Source organism: Stenotrophomonas sp. STEN022 (assembly GCF_056760155.1).
The window spans coordinates 85851-102467 of sequence record NZ_JBRREG010000001.1 but is presented as its reverse complement, the minus strand read 5'-3'; the positions used below and the strand labels follow the sequence as shown (position 1 = coordinate 102467).

General features: G+C 65.9%; 21 protein-coding genes. All 21 read right to left on the bottom strand.

What is annotated here, in order from left to right; all coding sequences use genetic code 11:
• Positions 1-6: 6 nt before the first annotated feature.
• Positions 7-447: a DUF6573 family protein gene (locus ACVOMF_RS00580; protein WP_481507579.1), complete on the bottom strand. Its 441-nt coding sequence runs from the start codon at positions 445-447 to the stop codon at positions 7-9.
• A gap of 259 nt (positions 448-706) precedes the next feature.
• Positions 707-1192, bottom strand: coding sequence for a hypothetical protein (locus ACVOMF_RS00575; RefSeq protein WP_180849786.1), 486 nt, complete (start codon positions 1190-1192; stop codon positions 707-709).
• Between the two features lie 43 nt (positions 1193-1235).
• Complete coding sequence (locus ACVOMF_RS00570; RefSeq protein WP_180849787.1) at positions 1236-1466, bottom strand: hypothetical protein; 231 nt, start codon at positions 1464-1466, stop codon at positions 1236-1238.
• Positions 1467-1610: 144 nt separating this feature from the next.
• Positions 1611-1883, bottom strand: coding sequence for a hypothetical protein (locus ACVOMF_RS00565; RefSeq protein WP_481507578.1), 273 nt, complete (start codon positions 1881-1883; stop codon positions 1611-1613).
• 244 nt (positions 1884-2127) lie between these two features.
• Positions 2128-2625 carry a hypothetical protein gene (locus tag ACVOMF_RS00560; RefSeq protein WP_481507577.1) on the bottom strand — a complete coding sequence of 166 codons (498 nt, stop codon included), beginning with the start codon at positions 2623-2625 and terminating at the stop codon, positions 2128-2130.
• Positions 2612-2956, bottom strand: a complete 345-nt coding sequence (locus tag ACVOMF_RS00555; RefSeq protein WP_481507576.1) for a hypothetical protein — start codon at positions 2954-2956, stop codon at positions 2612-2614. Before ACVOMF_RS00555 ends, ACVOMF_RS00560 begins: the two co-directional genes overlap by 14 nt.
• A gap of 10 nt (positions 2957-2966) precedes the next feature.
• Positions 2967-3170, bottom strand: coding sequence for a hypothetical protein (locus ACVOMF_RS00550; RefSeq protein WP_422937671.1), 204 nt, complete (start codon positions 3168-3170; stop codon positions 2967-2969).
• Positions 3171-3202: 32 nt separating this feature from the next.
• On the bottom strand, positions 3203-3787 hold the full coding sequence (locus ACVOMF_RS00545; RefSeq protein WP_481507575.1) for a hypothetical protein: 585 nt from the start codon (positions 3785-3787) through the stop codon (positions 3203-3205).
• A gap of 422 nt (positions 3788-4209) precedes the next feature.
• Positions 4210-4455 (bottom strand): DUF2274 domain-containing protein, encoded by a 246-nt coding sequence (locus tag ACVOMF_RS00540; RefSeq protein WP_023093971.1) that lies wholly within the window; start codon positions 4453-4455, stop codon positions 4210-4212.
• Positions 4452-5666 (bottom strand): TraB/TrbI/VirB10 family type IV secretion system protein, encoded by a 1215-nt coding sequence (locus tag ACVOMF_RS00535; RefSeq protein ID WP_481507574.1) that lies wholly within the window; start codon positions 5664-5666, stop codon positions 4452-4454. The genes ACVOMF_RS00540 and ACVOMF_RS00535 overlap by 4 nt, the downstream gene beginning before the upstream one ends.
• A 147-nt stretch (positions 5667-5813) precedes the next feature.
• The gene (trbG, locus tag ACVOMF_RS00530) at positions 5814-6806 is read right to left on the bottom strand and encodes a P-type conjugative transfer protein TrbG (RefSeq protein WP_481507573.1); all 993 of its coding nucleotides are present in this window, start codon (positions 6804-6806) and stop codon (positions 5814-5816) included.
• Complete coding sequence (gene trbF, locus ACVOMF_RS00525; RefSeq protein ID WP_012076301.1) at positions 6803-7507, bottom strand: conjugal transfer protein TrbF; 705 nt, start codon at positions 7505-7507, stop codon at positions 6803-6805. The genes trbG and trbF overlap by 4 nt, the downstream gene beginning before the upstream one ends.
• Positions 7508-7519: 12 nt before the next feature.
• A complete protein-coding gene (gene trbL, locus ACVOMF_RS00520; RefSeq protein WP_033979860.1) occupies positions 7520-8905 on the bottom strand; it encodes a P-type conjugative transfer protein TrbL in 1386 nt (461 codons plus the stop codon).
• Positions 8902-9222: a hypothetical protein gene (locus ACVOMF_RS00515; protein ID WP_023093966.1), complete on the bottom strand. Its 321-nt coding sequence runs from the start codon at positions 9220-9222 to the stop codon at positions 8902-8904. Before ACVOMF_RS00515 ends, trbL begins: the two co-directional genes overlap by 4 nt.
• A gap of 12 nt (positions 9223-9234) precedes the next feature.
• Positions 9235-9960 carry a P-type conjugative transfer protein TrbJ gene (gene trbJ, locus ACVOMF_RS00510; protein WP_023093965.1) on the bottom strand — a complete coding sequence of 242 codons (726 nt, stop codon included), beginning with the start codon at positions 9958-9960 and terminating at the stop codon, positions 9235-9237.
• A complete protein-coding gene (trbE, locus tag ACVOMF_RS00505) occupies positions 9957-12410 on the bottom strand; it encodes a conjugal transfer protein TrbE (RefSeq protein ID WP_023093964.1) in 2454 nt (817 codons plus the stop codon). The genes trbJ and trbE overlap by 4 nt, the downstream gene beginning before the upstream one ends.
• 15 nt (positions 12411-12425) lie before the next feature.
• Positions 12426-12698: a VirB3 family type IV secretion system protein gene (locus ACVOMF_RS00500; protein ID WP_023093963.1), complete on the bottom strand. Its 273-nt coding sequence runs from the start codon at positions 12696-12698 to the stop codon at positions 12426-12428.
• Positions 12695-13087: a TrbC/VirB2 family type IV secretion system protein gene (locus tag ACVOMF_RS00495; RefSeq protein WP_023093962.1), complete on the bottom strand. Its 393-nt coding sequence runs from the start codon at positions 13085-13087 to the stop codon at positions 12695-12697. The genes ACVOMF_RS00500 and ACVOMF_RS00495 overlap by 4 nt, the downstream gene beginning before the upstream one ends.
• Positions 13084-14136 (bottom strand): P-type conjugative transfer ATPase TrbB, encoded by a 1053-nt coding sequence (gene trbB, locus ACVOMF_RS00490; protein ID WP_023093961.1) that lies wholly within the window; start codon positions 14134-14136, stop codon positions 13084-13086. The genes ACVOMF_RS00495 and trbB overlap by 4 nt, the downstream gene beginning before the upstream one ends.
• Positions 14133-14597: a ribbon-helix-helix protein, CopG family gene (locus tag ACVOMF_RS00485; RefSeq protein WP_023093960.1), complete on the bottom strand. Its 465-nt coding sequence runs from the start codon at positions 14595-14597 to the stop codon at positions 14133-14135. Before ACVOMF_RS00485 ends, trbB begins: the two co-directional genes overlap by 4 nt.
• Positions 14594-16597 carry a conjugal transfer protein TraG gene (locus ACVOMF_RS00480; protein WP_481507572.1) on the bottom strand — a complete coding sequence of 668 codons (2004 nt, stop codon included), beginning with the start codon at positions 16595-16597 and terminating at the stop codon, positions 14594-14596. Before ACVOMF_RS00480 ends, ACVOMF_RS00485 begins: the two co-directional genes overlap by 4 nt.
• Between the last annotated feature and the right edge of the window lie 20 nt (positions 16598-16617).

Genomic DNA, 16617 nt, shown 5'->3' with positions numbered 1-16617 from the left:
CTCTCGTCAATCCTCGTTCGGCAGCATGATTGTCACCACCGGTTCCAGGTTGTCCCCCGGCCCACACAAGGCTTTCAAGGTAACAAGCCGGTGCGTCGACCGGGTCAAGCCCGAGCGATCATCCGGAACCGCTTCGTTCGCCTGCCAGTCGCCCACATCGGGCATGGCCACCAACAGCTGGTAATGGATCTCGGACGTGTCGCCGCTCTCCCGCTGGATCGCCACGTGGAGCATGAAGAGCACGTCCCAAAGCCGGCCCTCCACGGACTGCCCGCACATCTCCAGTCCCGCGGGCACTTCGACGTAGCGTGCCCACGCGGCGCGTGTAATGGCCACGGACAGCTTGAAGCCTGCTTCCTTCGCCACGTCGGACACGTCCACCAGGACGCCGTCCTCAATCGCTTGGGCGCGGGTGTAGGAATGGATGAGATCGGAAGACTCGAACATGTTGTTTCCTCGCTGGTGAGTAATGGCCCGGTCCAGGGCATCCGGTCCGGATGACTTGGAATGGGAAACCCACCGCCCCACCGCTCGGCGCGGTCAAGGGAGGAAATGGAAGGGCTGGCGCGGCCCGCAGTGAAGCGAGGACACGGGCCCTGGAATGGCCCTTGACCGGAGAAGCCGGGCGATGGGGCCGCGCGAAGCGCAAAGGGCCCCAATGGCGTGCCGAACGGCACACCGATACGCGGTTGGAATGCGAAAAACGTCAGACCTGGGTGCAGATCAAAGGCACCCGGTCCATCCAGGCGCTTTGCCCAGCGGAGGCCTGCGCGGTGAGCTGGCCCAGGCCGCGGATGAACCGAAGGGAGGCCAGTTGGACGTCGCCTTCGGGCCAATACGGGCCATCGGGGGAAAAGACGAAGTGGTCGCCCTGGAGCGCGCCGCACGTGGTGCAGTGGTGGGCCAAGTAGATCTGGCCCGACGTGCGGGTGGGGGCGTAGCGAAGCCAGGGGGCGTGGCCGGTTACGAAAGCGGTGGCGCCTTCATCCAGGTGCTCGATGTAGCGCAGCAAGGCGCCCTCGCCCTGGTCCACCACGCCCTCTTCGTCTCGCTCCTCGAACGAGGGCACCCACACCGCCGCCGTGGGCGTCTGGGCCCGGCAGAAATGGCAGGTGGTCTGACCTAGCAGCAGACCGTAGGCAGGCGCATGAAGGAAGACGTTGTCGGTTTCGGGGGAAGCGGACTGATTCATGGCGCCATTTTGCCTGGAGCGTGTTTCAGTCGGTGAGACGCCATCAGGCCGTTGCTGCGGCGGCACGCCTGGCGATCGGGCGGTTCGTGCCCATCCAGCCCATCTCCTTGTATTGCTCTGGCGTCAGCAGCTTGCTCACGCCCAGCCATTGCGTCAGATGGTAGTGGCCGATGGTGTGCGGGTAGCGCTGGATGCCCTCGTGCAGGAGTTTGGGCAGGTAGCACACCTCGCCATCGGTGCGCTCATAAGCGAAGTAGTAGTGCCGTGCTGCCATGGCGACCTCAAAAGGCCCAGGTGGCGTTTTCGATGGCGTTCGAGATGCGAGCCCCGAGCCAAACGCTCAAGGGCAGCATAGTGAGGGCCAAGGGGATGAAGGTCGAAATGGTCATGGCTGTCGGTCCAGGTAGAGGCGAGTGGTTTAGGCGTTGGCGAGGATGTCGATCAGATCCTCATCGTCCACGCCATAGACAGGTTGAACCTGGCCATCGTCGGTGGTGATCCAGAACGGGGCTTTCATGAAGTCGACTTTCTTAGCGCCGTCTTCGTCGCTCCAGTCGGCTTGGTCCGCCACGATGCTTTCCTGCGAGTTCAAATAGACGCCTGCCGCAACTTCGACGGAGCCTTTGTCCTGGGCAACTTTGAGAGCAGCAGCGCGAATGGCTTTGGCGGGTGTGTAGGTCTTGATTGTCATGATGATCTTCCTTCTAAGTTTGGTTGGCGGATTGCCTTCCACACATTCAAGGTAGATCGGCGCATGAAAATGTCCATGGCTGCAATGGATCTTTTCAAGACTAAAATCAAAAACTGCGCAATTTCACGCAAATATTCCTAACATCGAATATGCGCCGAAGGCGTTGCTGCCTTTCTTCCATCGAGTGCTTTTCAGATCGCCGGTCGCGCAGCGGCCGGTGGCGGCGTTGTGCAGTGGCTCTTGCTTAAAGACGCGGCCGGCTTGCCGTCGGCGTGTCGGCCACGGTCACCAGCCTGTCCTGCAGCAGCTGCTGCCGCAGTTCGGCTTCCACTTCCGCCACCACCTGGGGCATCGCGTCGCGCAGGGTTCCTGTCCGCCAGAATGGGCTGGCGCGGTAGGCGTTGCCGCCAAGCCTCAACAGCAGACGCGCAGTCTGCTCCATGCGCCCCCGCTCCACCGGATGCTCGCTAGACTGGTAGTCCGCCGCGAGCTTCTCCAACGGCCTCTCGCTCCAGAAGTTGCGCGCGTGCGGTTCCGCCCCCGCTTCGATCAAGGCTTCGACGATTCGCGGCCAGGCCAACGCGGAATGGATGGCCGGACCTTCGTTCTCCCGCCATGCGTTGGGGTTCGCTCCATTGCAGAGCGCCTCAAGCACCCCCACCAGGTTGCCCTCGACGCACGCGTGAATCAGTTCCGCGCTGGGGCTGCCGGGCGGTGGCGGGGTGCGATCAATCACGGCCACGGCGCTTCCTCAACGTGCCCCGAATGATCTGACGCAACACTTCGCCGCGGGTGTGGCCCAACGAAGACGCCAGAACAGCAATGCCTTCGACAATGTGGCGCGGGGCCACCATCTCGGGCAACCGGTCGGTCTTGCTGTCGCCCATTCGCTTGCTTGAAAGTGGGAATGGCTGGCGGAAGTAGAGCGACACAATCTGTCGCACGGCTTCGTTGAACGGGATACCGTGATGCTCGGCCAACCGCCGGACCTCGTCGGCATCCTGGGCGTTGATGAAGGACGTCGGCAGGCGCCCCATGGGGTTGTCTAGGCGGGGGTTGCGCAAGGGCAGCATCACCAGCTCCTCAGGCCGCCGCAGCTTCGCGGACGGTGGCGATGGCCTTCCAGCGGTTGAAGGCGGCGCCCGCGTAGTAGAGCGCGTCCACCAGTTCTTCTGCAGCACCCTTGGCGCGCAACTCGTCGTTGCCGCGGGCGAAGCCGGCCAGTATGGCGTAGCGCTCCTGGTCATCGTTGGCGTTGTTCATCGATTGGGCGATCTGGACGTTCATGTGGGTTCTCCTGATTGTGGGGATGGATGCGTTTAGAGGCGCATGCGCTGCTGGGGGACTTCCTGACTGGCCACTGGCGTTTCCTTCTGCGCTTCTACGCGCGGGCTCCACACCTGGCCGCCGATGACCATGCTCGGACCGCTGGCGGCAGGAAGCGCCTGCGAAAGCTTGGCCTGCTTAGACCGCGCCTTAAGCGCGCCCATGGTTTCCTGCGACATGTCCTTGGCCTCGTAGATCACTGACCCTTTCAGGTGGTCCCGCGCCTCGTCCACTAGCGCGGCGAGGGTTCGACCGAACTTCGAATTCGGCCCCTGATTTCGAGCGTCAACGTCCCAGCGCTCAATCACTTCGAACGACTTCTCGTGACGATGGCCTGACTTATTGAGCTCTTGGAACACCGCTTCAGCGTCTTTCACGTCGAAGCGAATGGCAGAGAGCTTCACCGGGTGTGCGTATCCGCCACCACTCGATGCAGATTGGGTGATGGCCACCGCTTGTGTTCCGTCGCTGACGAGGTGATGAATCTTCATGTCGATTTCCTTGATGGTTCGGAAGGCGCGATTGCCTCTCCACAATTTCAAGGTAGATCGCCATGCGATTTTGTCCATGCGATCCATGGATCTTTTCTTGACTAAAGTGCAAATCTGCGGCCTTGGGAAGCAGATATTCCTAACATCGAACCCGCGCCGAAGGCGATGTGCCTCCCACCGCCAGGTGGTGCTTTTCAGATGCTTTTCGCTGGGCACAAAAAAGTGCCTGTGTCAAGCCCTCAGTGAAAATCGCTGGGGGCTTGAAAGCTTATACAGGACACGGGTTTAGCTCTACTTCGGGCCGCTTTGCGGGGCTGCGGCTTTGTGGGCTAGGAGCCACATAAGAGCGTCGCGGTAGAAAGCCGGAGCGTACTGCGTCGGGGCGATTGCCAGCAGACGGCAGGCTTGCTCGGCCATCATAGCCCAATCGGTCGCGGCGCTCCAGAACGAAGAACGCGCAGCGTTGGGCTGCGCGTTCGAGGGTGCGTCGGCAAAGTATCCGTGCATTGTCAGCTCGGCTTCGGCGGTGCGGGCCTGCTCGCGCCTCCCTTCCTGAATCCCCGGTCGCCGGCAATGAACGCCTCCAGCATGTGCGGGATCAACTTCTCTGCATCGACCGCCTCGCCATACGCCTGCGCGTGCAGTGCGGCGTAGCGGTCGAGGTCGGCTTTCAGGCTGGCCGGGCACGCGAAGGTAAGCTTGACGTTCTCGGTCTTGGGCAGCGGCCCAAGCCGCAGTTTCTTGGTCGCGTTCATTGCGAAGCTCCCCGATTGAAGAACAGCGGCTGGTAGGGCCGCAGCACTAGATCCCGGTTAACGATGATCCGCACCGGCAGGCCCGGCCGCTCGGTCAGCGTCGGTTGGATGTTCATGTTGCGCCGGGTGATTTCCTGGCCGACCTGATTGATGCTGTCCTGGGCGCTGTCACGTCCGGCGATGACGATGCGGTTGCCGTCCTGGCGGTTCTCTGGCGCGGCCAGTTCTGCGCCGACGCCCAGCAGCGTCGTCAGCACCGCACCGGCAAAGATGCGGTTCCAGTGCCAGTCCACGTCATCCTCCAAGCCCGCGTAGCCGGCCGGGTCGGTGCCGACAAGGTTGTCCAGCGTCAGCGAGGACGTGTCGGGCAGGATGATCCGGTTCCACACCACCTGTACGCGGCTCTGTCCGTAGCCGACCTGGCTGTTGTAGCGCCCGAGGATGCGCGCCCCCTGCGGAATCAGCAGGAACTTGCCGGTGGCTGTGTCATAGACCGGCTCCGTCACAGTGCCGATCACGTCGCCCGGCAAGTCCGACTTGATGCCTGTCACTAGCGCACCGGCGATCACCGTTCCGGCCATCACCTGATACGGCGACGCGGGCAGCGCCAGATTCCCGGAATTGCGGGTTTCCGTAGAACCGGCTTTCAGGAACGCCTCTTTCTGGTCTTGCCGGTTCTGCACGGCGGTCGGGTCGGCGGGCTGGGCCGCCGTTGAGGCAGGCCCAGCAGCGAGCGGATCGAAGGCCGCAAGCGTGCTTGCAGCCCCCGGCGCTGCCTGCGCGACCGTGGCGGCGGTCTGCCCTTGGCCGCCCGAGCGGAAGAACACCGACGAGGCCGCAGCCGCGTCCGCCTCCTTACGCAAGGCATCTTCGGGATCATGGCCTGGCGGCGAATAGCCCGGCGTCACCGGCTGCTGCGAAGCGACGATGGCCGGGCCAAGGTCGCCGGGCAACGGCGGCCCCAGCTCGGGCACACCGGGCGGCAAGGCTGGTGGCAGCTTCGAGTAGTCCGTCGGCAGCGCATCCAGCCCTTCGGACTTCGAGACGCGATCGACGTTGTAAAGCTCGGTCTGCTCGTTGGTGCCGCGCCGCTGCGGTTGCAGCGACCAGATCGTGGCCGCGAGCACGGCGACCGACAGGCCGCCGACAAGGATGGCCAGCGTGCGCCGGTTCAGGCGCGTGACCGGGCGCGGCTGGGCGCGCAGCGCCACCGCTTCGGGCGCGGGGCGGGCCCCCCCCGGGGGGGGGCGGGGGGGGGCGGGTGAGGGGGGGGGGGGGTGGCGGCTCGCCCCCGGGGGGGGGCGGTCCGGGGCCGCCGTGCGGGTTGTCAGGGTCGGGGGTGTCGTCCTGGCTCATGGTCAGTTCCTCCGCGCAACGCCGTCCGTGCGCTCAATCCGCACCACGTCGCCCTTGTCTCCGCCCAGGCGAAGTTCGGCCGCGCCGAACAGCCGATCCACGATGTAATACGGCGAGCGGAAACGGTAGTTGACCAGTTGCCCGTCGCCTTCCGGCCCGATCACGAACAGCGGCGGCAGCTCGCCTTGCGCGATGCCGACGGGGAACTGGATATAGACCTTCGCACCGTCGTCGAAGGCGCGCAGCGGCTTCCACGACGGATTACTGCCGCTGACCGCGTAGCGGAAGCGCAGGTTCTCCAAGGACAAGCCGGAATCCACCGGCGCGGCTGCGCTGGCCGCCTGCGCCCGGCGCTGCAAGGCCAGCATCCGGTCGCGCGGATACTCCCAGGACGCCGACGCCATCCACGTCTTTTCCGTCGAAGCCAACTCCAGCAGGTACGTCCTGCGGTTGGTGGTGATGACGAGATTTGTCTTGAGGCCCGAGCGGATCGGCTTGACCAGCACATTGACGCGCAGGTCAGCACCGCTGCCGCTCGACGTATCGCCCACGATCCAGCGCACGGTATCGCCCGCCGCCACCGTCACCAGTTCCTCGCCCGGCTGGAGTGAAACCACGGTCACGCGGCCCACGGCCGCATAGACTTGGTAGAGCGCGCCATCGGTGAAGGGCCACACCTGAATCGCGTTGACGTAGCCCTCGCGCGTGGGTGCGACGCGCGCCTCGGCATTGGCCCGTGAGACGCGCACCTTCTCGTCGGCTGGCTCCGGCGTGGGCTTGGCGTCCTCGGCTTCGGGCAATGGCTTCAACTGCGCCGGCATCGGCAGCACCTCGGGCACCGCCACCACCTCCACCGGCGTGGGTGGCTCGGGTAGCGGCTGGGCCTGCACCGGCTCATCGAGCGAGATGGTCGGCGGTGGCTTGCCCTGCGTAGCGCAGCCCGCCAGGGCAAGCAAGATCACCGGCAAGGCGGATTTACGGAAAAGATCATTCATGGCTTGGCTCCTTCGGAAGAATCCAGTTCGCGGCTCCATGACAGGCCGTTGACGTAGATGCCCAGGGGGTTCTGGCGCAGGCGTTCTTCGGTGCGCGGCGGCTGGAGCACGATGGACACCACGGCCGTCCACCGCTCCAAGCCCGCCGCGGCGCCGTTGACGTAGCGGCGTTCCGTCCAGCGCACGTTGAAAGACGTGTCGCTGGCGCGCACGACGCTGGTGATCTGCACCGTCACCGACTCCTTGCCGATGCGCGCGAACGGGTCGTTGACCCGTGCGTAGTCGTTGAGCACGGCCGCGCCCTTGTCGGTCGTGTAGTCGTAGGCGTCCAGCCAGTTCTGGCGGACGACGATGGGGTCGATGGACAGCGAGCGCACCAGCGTCACGAAGCGCGCGATGTGGTGCGCGGTCTGCGCATCGTTGGGCCGGTATGGCGTGGCGGCTTCACCCACGGCGCGTACCTGGCCCGCGTTGTCCACCTCCACGACGTAGGGCGTCACGATGGATTGCGCCGAGCGCCACACCAGGCCGCCGGCCATCAGCAGCGCAAGCGTCAGGCAGCCGAAGGCCATCAGGCGCCAGTTCTTCGCCTGCACGCGCGGCGAGCCGATGCGCTCGTCCCACACTTGGCCGGCAGCTTGGTACGGCGTGGCAGGTTGCGGCGTGTCGGCGTAGCGCACCTGCGGTTTCTTGAATCGCATGGTCAGTTCTCCTTATGAATCGGAATCGCGCAGGCTCGGCCCCTGGCCGGAGCCGCCGCCATCGCCACCGCGCAGCGCGTGGGCGGTGGTGGTCGCGGCGTGGGTGAGTTGCTGGCGGCGATGCAGGCGCTTGGCCCAAGCGGGCTGTTCCTGTGTCTGCGCCGTAGCGGCGCCGGATGCGGCCTCGCCTGCGGCACCCTGACCGGATGCCGCACCCGCGCCGCCATCGGCAGCAGCGCCATTCCAGCCAGCGCGGAAGGGAGCGGCCATGCGTTGCCCGGCAGCGGAAGCGCGGGATGCAGCGCCTCGCCCGGCTGCCTGCGCGCCGGTCTTAGCGACGTTGCCCAGGCCCGCCATCGCGCCCTTTGCGCCGCCGCCAGCGGCGGCGGAACCGGCCTGGAACGCCGACTTCGCACTGCTGGCCGCCGACGTGGCGGCGCGCGCACCGCTACCGGCCAGCTTGGCGGCAGCCGGGGCCATGCGCGCACCAGCAGCCACGGCGCTACCCACGCCCGTCGCGGCGGCGCCGATGGCGACAGCCGTGCCGGCAGCGCCGACAGCAGCACCGGCCATTGCGCCAGCGCCGAGCTGCGGCGCACCGGACACGAGGCCCGTGGCGATGCCGGGGCCGAAGATCCCGAGCGCCAGCAAGGTGAGCGAGGCCAGCATGATGACCAGCGCGTGGTCGATAGACGGCTCGGCGGGATGGACTTGGAACTGAGCGAACAAGCCCGAGCCGATACCGACGATCACGGCCAGCACCAGAACCTTGACGCCGGAGGCCACTACGTTGCCCAAGACCTTTTCGGCGAGGAACGCGGTCTTGTTCCAGAGCGCGAATGGCACCAGCACGAATCCGGCGAGCGTGGTCAGCTTGAACTCGATCAACGTGATGAACAGTTGGATCGCCAGCACGAAGAAGCACAAGACCACGACCAGCCACGCGAGGAACATCACCACGATGGGGTCGAGGTTCACGAACACTTCGGGAAAGCCCGCCATCTCGCCGATCTGCTCCAGAATCGGCGCCCCAGCGTCGATACCGGTTTTCGCCAGCCGGCCCGGCTGCAAGAAGTTCTCCATCGTGATGGCCGAGCCGGTGGCGGTGATGCCCAATCCCGCAAACGAGCGGAACACGATGCTGGCCAGCCAGTTGAAGTTATTGATGATGTAGGCGAAGGCACCGACGTAGAGCACCTTGCGCAGCAGCTTGGCGATCACGTCCTCGCCCTGGCCGGTGGCATGGCTCATGGCCCAATACAGGCCGGCGATCGTCATGTCGATGACGATCAGCGTGGCCGTGAGGAACGCCACTTCGCCCCGCAGCAGCCCGAAACCCGAGTCGATATAAGCGGCAAAGGTGTTGAGGAATTGGTCGATGATGGTCACATCATTCATGGCGTGTCCTCCGGTTCGGGTGGCATTGCGGGAGCCACGCCATCGGCCGGCTCCTCGAAGCTCGGCGGGATCGGCGGCAGGTCGGCCAAGGTCTGGTATTCATCCGGCTCAGCCTGGCCGGAGAAGAAGCGCCGCCGGAAGGCTTCGGCAGCGGCGCGGCAAGCGTCCTCGCCCGTGGCCTGCCGGTCGGCCGCGCATTGCGCGCGCAATGCCTTGAGCCGCACGGGATCAGCGGCCAAGGCATCGGCAAGGTGGTCGGCCGGCTGCTCGCCGCAAGCGGCCACCAGCGCGACACACAGGACAAGGACGCATCGCATGGCGGCCTCCTGTCAATTGCCGTAGAAATCCACGCGCTGCGGCGTGTACGGCGTGCCATCGCCGATGAAACGCCGCCGCACTTCGCGCGCTCGCTCGGTGGCGGCCGCCTGCCGCGCCAGTTCCAGCGAGGCCGCACGATCCTGCGTGATCTGGAGCCGTTGCGACTGGATCGACTGCTTGGCCTGCAAGGCCAGCAACTGGTTCATGGCCTGCATGGCTTGGAGCGCGCCTTCGGCCGACTGGCTCTTGCCCACGAGGTCAGCCAGCACGCTTTCGTCTTCGCCCAGGTTCTGCGACACCTGTGCCTGCATCTGCATCGTGGTCTGCAAGCCGTTGAGCGTGTTCCGCCAACGCTCCTGCGCATCGCGGTACATCTGGTCGCCGCTGACGGTGGCGGCGTACTGCTCGGGATACAGGCGCGCAAACTCCCGATCCAGATTCGTCACGTCGTAGGCCAGGCCGCGGGCCTGCGCGATCAGCCGCTCGGTCGTCGCCAGATTGGCGCGCAACTGGTTCACTACGCTGGACGGCAGGCTGGCGAGGTTGCGCGCCTGGTTCATCAGCATCTGCGCTTCGTTCTGAAGCTGCTGGATCTGGTTGTTGATCTGCTCCAGCGTGCGGATCGCGGTCAGCGTGTTCTGCACGAGGTTGGTGGGATCGACCACGACCCATTGCGCATGGGCGGTGGCGGTGCAAAGCATGGCCGCGATGGCGGCGGCGATAAGACGCTTCTTCATGGCAGATTCTCCAGGGGTTGGTCAGCGAGGGAACCCGGCGCGAGGCCGGGGAACGAGGGCAGCAGGTCGGCCGCCCAATCGAGGCCGCGATGGCGCAGCCAGGCGCCCGCGAAGCCGGGCACGCCGGCGTCCAGCAGCACGCGGTCTATGTCGCGCTGGTCTTGCGGCGTGGAAGCGCCCACAAACGCCAGCGCCGCCGGCCCCAGGTCGAGGTCGAACAGGCGGTTGCCGAGGCGGGATTGGTAGTAGTAGTCGCGCTTGGGCTGCGCGGTTGCGACGATTTCGATCTGTCGCCTGTTGAGGCCGAAGCCCTCGTAGATCGTGCGAATCTGCGGTTCGGTCGCCTGCGGGTTCGGCAGGAAGATGCGACTGGCGCAGCTTTCGATGATCGCGGGCGCGATGCTCGAATCCTTGATGTCGGCAAGGCTCTGCGTGGCGAAGATGACGCTGACGTTCTTCTTGCGCAGCGTCTTGAGCCACTGGCGGATACGCGCGGCAAACACCGGGTCATCGAGGAACAACCACGCTTCATCGAGGATCAGCAGCGTGGGCGCACCGTCGAAGCGTTCATCGAAGCGCGCAAAGAGGTAATGCAGCACGGCCATGACGGCGGCCTTGCTGTGCATCAGCTCCTCCATCTCGAAGCACTGCACGTCGGCCATGCCGAGGCGGTCATGGTCGGCGTCCAGCAGCTTGCCGTGGGCACCGCCTAGCACATAAGGCGACAGCGCCTGGCGCAGCGTGTTCGATTGCAACAGCACGGAGACCCCCGTCATCGTGCGCTGCTCCACCGGCGCACCGGCGAGACTTCCCAGCGCCGACCAGATAGCTGTCTTCTCGTCGGGGCCGACCGCCACGCCTTCGTGCACCAAGCGGCCTTCGATCCATTCGGCGGCCCACGTGCGATAGCCCTCACGGTCGATACGCGCGAGTGGTTGGAAAGCGATTTCGCCATCCGTGCCCAGGTCGTAGTGTTCGCCGCCCAGGCCGAGGATCGCAGCCCGCATGGAGCGGCCCATGTCGAAGGCGACGATGCGCGAGCCGCGATAGCGGCGAAATTGCATCCCCAGCGTGGCGAGCAAGACCGACTTGCCCATGCCAGTCGGCCCCGCGACCAGCGTGTGGCCCACATCGCCGATGTGCGTCACGAGGCGAAACGGCGTGGCGCCATCGGTGCGTGTGACGATCAGCGGCGGGCCGTCGAGGTGGTCGTTCTTCTCTGGCCCGGCCCACACCGCCGACACCGGCATCATGTGCGCCAGGTTCAGCGTCGAAACGATGGGCTGGCGCACGTTCGCGTGGGCGTTGCCGGGGATCGAAGACAGCCAGGCATCCACGGCATTGAGCGTTTCAGGGATGGTGACGAAGCCCCGACCCTGGATGACGCGCTCCACCATGCGCAGCTTCTCGTCTGCGACGGCAGCGTCCTCGTCCATGACGGTGACGGTCGCCGTCAGATAGCCGAAGGCGACTTGATCGCTGCCTAGCTCCTGCAAGGCAGCGTCGGCATCGGCGGCCTTGTTGTTGGCGTCGGTATCGACCAGCGGGCTTTCCTGCTGGAAGATCGTTTCGCGCAGCAGCGCGATGACGTTCTTGCGCTTGGCGAACCATTGGCGGCGCAGGCGTCCCAACTCCCGTTCCGCCTCGGATTTGTCGAGGCAGAGAAAGCGCGTGCTCCAGCGGTACGCAAAACCGAGGCGGTTGAGGTCGTCCAGAATCCCTGGCCAGGTCGAGGTCGGGAAGCCGCGCACCGACACCACGCGCAGGTGCTGGTCGCCCAGCATGGGCGCCAGGCCGCCGACCAGCGCGGAATCGGTCAGCAGCGCGTCGATGTGGAACGGCACTTCGGGCACGCCCACGCGATAGCGCCGCGTCGAGATGGTCGCGTGCAGGTAGGTCAGCGTCTGCGCGTCATCGAGCCAGTCAATTTCCGGCATCACGCCGTCGAGCAGGTCAAAGACGCGATCCGTTTCCGCGACGAAGGCTTGCAGCCGCTCGCGCCAGTCCACACCATTCGTCGGCGTGTTCTCGTAGAGCATCCTGGCTGCGCGGGCGCGGGATTCTTCCGGCGGCAGGTAAAGCAGCGTTAGGTGATAGCCGCTCTCGAAGTGATGGCCCGATTCCTCGAAGGCGGCCCGGCGTTCTTCCTCCACCAGCCACGAAAGCGGTTCGGGAAACTCCGAGCGCGGATAGTCGGCAGCGGCCCGGCGGTCGGCTTCGATGAACAGCGCCCAGCCCGATCCCATGCGGCGCAGGGCGTTGTTCAAGCGCGCCGACGTGGCGATCAGTTCGCCTTGCGTCGCACTGTCGAGGTCGGGCCCACGAAACCGGGCTGTGCGCTGGAAACTGCCGTCCTTGTTCAAGACGACGCCCGGTGCGACCAGTCCGGCCCAGGGCAGCCAGTCAGCAAGCAAGGCCGGGCGCTGGCGGTATTCGGCGAGGTTCAGCATCGCGGCGTCCTCCCCTCACACGTCCAGCAGCGGGCGGTGCTTGATGTGCCGCGCAAAGACCTGCATGAACTGCGGATCGACGCGCGCACCCCACACCGCCAGCGAATGGCCGACGATCCAGAGCACCACGCCGGGAATCCACAGTTGCAGGCCCAGGCCGACCGCGGCAGCCAGCGTGCCGTTGGCGATCGCCACGGTGCGCGGCGCACCGCCCAGCAGAATCGGCTCGGTCAGCGAGCGATGCAGCGGCACCTCGAAGCCTTCCGTGAAGGCGTCCGGGGCGCTCATACGACGGCCCCGCCGGAGAAGCTGAAGAACGACAGGAAGAAGCTGGAAGCCGCGAAAGCGATGGACAGGCCGAAGACGATCTGGATCAGCTTGCGGAATCCGCCAGACGTGTCGCCGAACGCGAGCGCGAGGCCCGTGGCGATGATGATGATGACGGCGACGATGCGAGCTACCGGCCCCTGGATGGATTCGAGGATGGATTGCAGCGGGCCTTCCCACGGCATCGAGGAGCCGGCGGCCTGTGCTGTTCCAGCCAGGAACAGCAGCAGCGCGGCCAGCAGCAGTCCTTGCCCCGCAGGGCGGCCCAGGCAGCGCAGCCGTGCAGAGTTAGACAAGTGAGAAGGCGGATTTACGGAAACACGGAAAGCAGGAATGGTCATCTGCGTCATGGCAGTTCTCCAAGTGAGTGAGGGGATCGGGAAGTCGCCGCAGCGGGTGCGGCATCGGGACGTGGCGGCAGCTCGGGAAACGGCGTTTCCAGCGCGTCCGCCAGTTGGTAGCCCACGCCGTCGAAGCCGACGACGCGGGCGATGCTCTCGATGCGGCGCTTGCGCCCGCGTCCGGCTATGTGGATCACCACGTTGACCGCCTCGGCAATCAGCGCACGGGGCGGATTCACCGCCACTTCGAGAATCAGTTGCTCCAGGCGCAGCAGCGCGCCGAGCGCGGAGCCGGCATGGATCGTGGCGATGCCGCCCGGATGGCCTGTGCCCCACACCTTGATGAGATCCAGTGCCTCGGCGCCGCGCACTTCGCCAACGACGACGCGATCAGGCCGCAGGCGCATGGACGAGCGAACCAGCTCGGTCATCGATACCACGCCTGCGCGGGTGCGCAGCGGAACGTGGTCACGGGCCGCGCATTGCAGCTCCACCGTGTCTTCAAGCACCAGCACGCGGTCGCCCGTGGCGGCGATCTCGGCCAGCAGCGCATTGGCGAGCGTGGTCTTGCCGCTGCTGGTGGCGCCGGCGATCAGGACGTTCTGCCGCTCGCGCACGGCGCGAACGAGAAAGCCCGCCTGGGCGGCGGTCATCATCTGGTCGATGACGTACCGCTCCAGCGGGATCACGCCGATGGCGCGCTTCCGCAGCGCGAAGGCCGGCCCTGGCGCGGCGGGCGGCAAGATGCCCTCGAAGCGTTCGCCGGTTTCGGGCAGTTCGGCGGATAGCAGCGGCTGGCCGCGATGGACTTCCGCGCCCACATGGGCCGCGACGAGGCGGATGATCCGCTCGCCATCGGCCTCGGGCATCTCCACACCGATCGGCGCACGACCCGACGACAGGCGATCCACCCAAAGGGTGCGATCGGGGTTGAGCATGATTTCCACCACGTCCGGGTCTTCCAGCGCGGCGGCGATCAGCGGCCCCATCGCCGTGCGCAGCATCTGGATGCGCCGGTCGAGCGACGTGGCGCTCATGGACTGCGGAGCGGCGCTCATGAAGCACGCTCCTGCGCTTGCGCGGCTGCCGCCGCGTCCTCCATCCGCATCGGATCGGGATGCAGTTCCTCCACCACGTCACGAACCAGGCTGCGGCCCCGCAGCAGGTGGCGGCCAAGCTGCTCGGTGAACTGCTCGAAGCGCACTTTGCCCTGCGCGCGTGCCGCGTCTTGATGCGCCTCGGGAACCGGCGTGCTCACGGTCAGGTAGTAGCGAATGAACAGCGCCAGCGTTTCGATGGCGATGTTCTGGTCGCGCTCCATGCGCTCGGCCTGGCGCGAGAGGCGATCAAGCCGTTTGGAAATGGCCGCTTCGCGCTGGTCGCCGGCATCGGGCGACAGCCACGATGCGAGCGCCGCCGCGACGATGGACGACTTGGACACGCCCTTCTTGGCAGCCAGTTCATCGAGCCGCTTGGCGTGCTCAGGCTGGATGAACAGATTGAGGCGGTAGTGGCTCATAGCTCGATTCCGTCGTTGGGGTCGAGGGAAGCCAGCCGCGCCGTGCGCTGCATGGATGGGTCAAGCTGGCGAGGAAGGGGAAGCGGCAGGTCGTCGTCGTCATCGAGCAGCGCGAGGTCGGCCGCAGGCGCGGCCAGCTCAGGGGCGTAGGCGACGGTTTCGGAGAGTTCGGGCTGACGGCGCGGGCCGCCGTCGTCGGCAGAGGCAGCGAAGCCCTCGGCGGTATCGGACGCCGGCGCAACGGGCACGGCGGGAATCGCCAGGCCGCTCCAGTCGTCCAGACGCAACGGCGGCACGTCCGCGTACTGCCCGTCCGCGAGCGCGGGAGGCAGCAGCACACGGCGCTTGAAATTGCTGTCCGCGTAGTAGCGCAGCTTCTTGGCCTTGATCGGCGCGACGCTGGACACCATCACCACCGCCTCGTCAGGCGGAAGCTGCATCACCTCGCCCGGCGTCAGCAGCGGGCGCGCTGTTTCTTGGCGCGACACCATCAGATGCCCGAGCCACGGCGCGAGTCGGTGGCCCGCGTAGTTGCGCTGGGCGCGCAGCTCGGTGGCCGTGCCCAGCGTCTCGGAGATCCGTTTGGCGGTGCGCTCGTCGTTCGTGGCGAACGTCACGCGCACATGGCAGTTGTCGAGGATGGAGTGGTTTTGCCCATACGCCTTGTCAATCTGGTTGAGCGACTGCGCGATGAGGAAGCTGCGGATGCCGTAGCCGGCCATGAAGGCCAGCGCCGTCTCAAAGAAGTCCAGGCGTCCCAGCGCCGGGAACTCATCAAGCATCAGCAGCAGCTTGTGGCGACGCTCGATGCCGTCGGAGCCATCGAGCGATTCGGTGAGGCGCCGACCGATCTGGTTGAGGATCAGGCGAATGAGCGGCTTCGTCCGAGAAATGTCCGAAGGCGGCACCACCAGATACAGCGACACCGGATGCTCGGCAGCGATCAGGTCAGCGATGCGCCAGTCGCAGCGCGACGTGACTGCGGCCACGGTCGGATCACGGTACAGGCCGAGAAACGACATGGCGGTGCTCAACACGCCGGAACGCTCGTTGTCCGACTTGTTGAGTACTTCGCGCGCCGCCGAAGCGACGACAGGATGCGGCCCATTGCCCAGATGGGGCGTGGTCATCATCCGATGCAAAGTCAGCTCGAACGGGCTGGCCGGGTCGGACAGGAAGTTGGCGACGCCGCGCAGCGTCTTGTCTTCGCCCGCATAGAGCACATGCAGGATGGCCCCGACCAGCAGCGCGTGACTGGTTTTCTCCCAATGGTTGCGCTTCTCCAGCGCGCCTTCGGGGTCAACGAGAATGTCCGCGATGTTCTGCACGTCGCGAACTTCATGCGCGCCGCGTCGAACCTCCAGCAGCGGGTTGTAGGCCGCCGACTGCACATCGGTCGGGTTGAACAGCAGGCAGTGCGAGAAGCGCGAGCGCCAGCCGGCGGTGATCTGCCAGTTCTCGCCCTTGATGTCGTGGATGACGGCGGAGGCCGGCCATGACAGCAGCGTCGGCACCACGAGGCCAACGCCCTTGCCCGAGCGCGTGGGTGCGAAGGTCAGGACGTGTTCCGGGCCTTCATGACGCAGGTATTGGCGATCATGCGGGCCCAGTAACACGCCGGCAGGCTGTGTGAGGCCAGCCTTGCGAATGTCCTGTGCGTTCGCCCAGCGCGCAGAGCCGTAGGTTGTGACCATGCGTGCTTGACGCGAGCGCCAGACCGACATGGCGATGGCGACGCCCACGGCGGCCATGCCGCTGGCGCCGGCAATCGCGCCGCCGGTGTCGAAGACCTCCGGTGCATAGGCGCCGAAGAAGAACCACCACTCAAACAGTTTCCACGGGTGGTAGATCGACGTGCCAAGAAAGTCGAACCAGGGCGAGCCAAGGCGTACTTGATAGCCAAGGGCCGCTGCCGTCCATTGTGTGGCGGCCCACACTCCGGCGATCACGATGCCGAGCACCACGGCGATCTGACCAAACAGCACGTTCGTCCCTTGCATGACCTGGCCTCCGATTTCTC

What these genes read in the sequence shown, in the direction of transcription:
- ACVOMF_RS00580 (WP_481507579.1), bottom strand. Translation starts at nt 447, where the DNA reads ATGTTCGAGTCTTCCGATCTCATCCATTCCTACACCCGCGCCCAAGCG.
- ACVOMF_RS00575 (WP_180849786.1), bottom strand. Translation starts at nt 1,192, where the DNA reads ATGAATCAGTCCGCTTCCCCCGAAACCGACAACGTCTTCCTTCATGCG.
- ACVOMF_RS00570 (WP_180849787.1), bottom strand. Translation starts at nt 1,466, where the DNA reads ATGGCAGCACGGCACTACTACTTCGCTTATGAGCGCACCGATGGCGAG.
- ACVOMF_RS00565 (WP_481507578.1), bottom strand. Translation starts at nt 1,883, where the DNA reads ATGACAATCAAGACCTACACACCCGCCAAAGCCATTCGCGCTGCTGCT.
- ACVOMF_RS00555 (WP_481507576.1), bottom strand. Translation starts at nt 2,956, where the DNA reads ATGCTGCCCTTGCGCAACCCCCGCCTAGACAACCCCATGGGGCGCCTG.
- ACVOMF_RS00550 (WP_422937671.1), bottom strand. Translation starts at nt 3,170, where the DNA reads ATGAACGTCCAGATCGCCCAATCGATGAACAACGCCAACGATGACCAG.
- ACVOMF_RS00545 (WP_481507575.1), bottom strand. Translation starts at nt 3,787, where the DNA reads ATGGATCGCATGGACAAAATCGCATGGCGATCTACCTTGAAATTGTGG.
- ACVOMF_RS00540 (WP_023093971.1), bottom strand. Translation starts at nt 4,455, where the DNA reads ATGAACGCGACCAAGAAACTGCGGCTTGGGCCGCTGCCCAAGACCGAG.
- trbG (WP_481507573.1), bottom strand. Translation starts at nt 6,806, where the DNA reads ATGAATGATCTTTTCCGTAAATCCGCCTTGCCGGTGATCTTGCTTGCC.
- trbF (WP_012076301.1), bottom strand. Translation starts at nt 7,507, where the DNA reads ATGCGATTCAAGAAACCGCAGGTGCGCTACGCCGACACGCCGCAACCT.
- trbL (WP_033979860.1), bottom strand. Translation starts at nt 8,905, where the DNA reads ATGAATGATGTGACCATCATCGACCAATTCCTCAACACCTTTGCCGCT.
- ACVOMF_RS00515 (WP_023093966.1), bottom strand. Translation starts at nt 9,222, where the DNA reads ATGCGATGCGTCCTTGTCCTGTGTGTCGCGCTGGTGGCCGCTTGCGGC.
- trbJ (WP_023093965.1), bottom strand. Translation starts at nt 9,960, where the DNA reads ATGAAGAAGCGTCTTATCGCCGCCGCCATCGCGGCCATGCTTTGCACC.
- trbE (WP_023093964.1), bottom strand. Translation starts at nt 12,410, where the DNA reads ATGCTGAACCTCGCCGAATACCGCCAGCGCCCGGCCTTGCTTGCTGAC.
- ACVOMF_RS00500 (WP_023093963.1), bottom strand. Translation starts at nt 12,698, where the DNA reads ATGAGCGCCCCGGACGCCTTCACGGAAGGCTTCGAGGTGCCGCTGCAT.
- ACVOMF_RS00495 (WP_023093962.1), bottom strand. Translation starts at nt 13,087, where the DNA reads ATGACGCAGATGACCATTCCTGCTTTCCGTGTTTCCGTAAATCCGCCT.
- trbB (WP_023093961.1), bottom strand. Translation starts at nt 14,136, where the DNA reads ATGAGCGCCGCTCCGCAGTCCATGAGCGCCACGTCGCTCGACCGGCGC.
- ACVOMF_RS00485 (WP_023093960.1), bottom strand. Translation starts at nt 14,597, where the DNA reads ATGAGCCACTACCGCCTCAATCTGTTCATCCAGCCTGAGCACGCCAAG.
- ACVOMF_RS00480 (WP_481507572.1), bottom strand. Translation starts at nt 16,597, where the DNA reads ATGCAAGGGACGAACGTGCTGTTTGGTCAGATCGCCGTGGTGCTCGGC.